Annotated in this window: 3 protein-coding genes; all 3 read left to right on the top strand. The window is 48.4% G+C overall.

Features of this window, described 5'->3' with window-relative positions:
• Positions 1 to 213: 2-C-methyl-D-erythritol 4-phosphate cytidylyltransferase (locus tag ACFYP3_RS37945; RefSeq protein WP_388842693.1), on the top strand; the 213-nt coding region annotated here is incomplete at its 5' end.
• A gap of 28 nt (positions 214 to 241) precedes the next feature.
• Positions 242 to 939 (top strand): IS1-like element IS1A family transposase gene (locus ACFYP3_RS37940; protein WP_223290517.1). Its coding sequence is split into 2 segments (ribosomal slippage): positions 242 to 491 and positions 491 to 939, totalling 699 coding nucleotides; the frame shifts between segments, so codons are not numbered across the junction.
• 1 nt (position 940) lies between these two features.
• The coding region (locus tag ACFYP3_RS37935; protein ID WP_388842691.1) for a hypothetical protein at positions 941 to 1,128 on the top strand (188 nt) is incomplete at its 3' end.

Here is a 1,128-nt window from a genome sequence, read left to right as displayed (position 1 = left end):
GGAACAATAAAATTGGCATATCAACGTGCAATTGCTGAAAAGCGGTTTAGTTTTACGTGTGATTGTGGTGTTGTTCGATCAATGGTACCTGGTGTCCGGGTTGCTACAGTCATGGGGACTGAAGCAAATATGAAAGTAACACAACCTATTGATCTTTTTATCGCAGAAAAATTACTTCAGGAAGCGGGTGATGCTGCCAACTTACTGATTTAGTGTATGATGGTGTTTTTGAGGTGCTCCAGTGGCTTCTGTTTCTATCAGCTGTCCCTCCTGTTCAGCTACTGACGGGGTGGTGCGTAACGGCAAAAGCACCGCCGGACATCAGCGCTATCTCTGCTCTCACTGCCGTAAAACATGGCAACTGCAGTTCACTTACACCGCTTCTCAACCCGGTACGCACCAGAAAATCATTGATATGGCCATGAATGGCGTTGGATGCCGGGCAACAGCCCGCATTATGGGCGTTGGCCTCAACACGATTTTACGTCACTTAAAAAACTCAGGCCGCAGTCGGTAACCTCGCGCATACAGCCGGGCAGTGACGTCATCGTCTGCGCGGAAATGGACGAACAGTGGGGCTATGTCGGGGCTAAATCGCGCCAGCGCTGGCTGTTTTACGCGTATGACAGGCTCCGGAAGACGGTTGTTGCGCACGTATTCGGTGAACGCACTATGGCGACGCTGGGGCGTCTTATGAGCCTGATGTCACCCTTTGACGTGGTGATATGGATGACGGATGGCTGGCCGCTGTATGAATCCCGCCTGAAGGGAAAGCTGCACGTAATCAGCAAGCGATATACGCAGCGAATTGAGCGGCATAACCTGAATCTGAGGCAGCACCTGGCACGGCTGGGACGGAAGTCGCTGTCGTTCTCAAAATCGGTGGAGCTGCATGACAAAGTCATCGGGCATTATCTGAACATAAAACACTATCAATAAGTTGGAGTCATTACCGGGAGTGTGCATTCTAATTTGGGTTATTGGATGTGCAAATGCTAAAGTTCTTAAACGATGTATATTACCCGCTCCTGATGGTGGCGTAGAAAAACTATCAAAACCCAACTTACATGGAGTAATTAAAAAAGTTGATTTGAACACAAATGAAGCGGAAATTAAAATAAAAGAGGG

Source organism: Streptomyces sp. NPDC005533 (genome assembly GCF_042871845.1).
Lineage (GTDB): Bacteria > Actinomycetota > Actinomycetes > Streptomycetales > Streptomycetaceae > Streptomyces.
The sequence above is the reverse complement of the archived record's forward strand: the minus strand, read 5'-3'. Positions and strand labels throughout refer to the sequence as shown.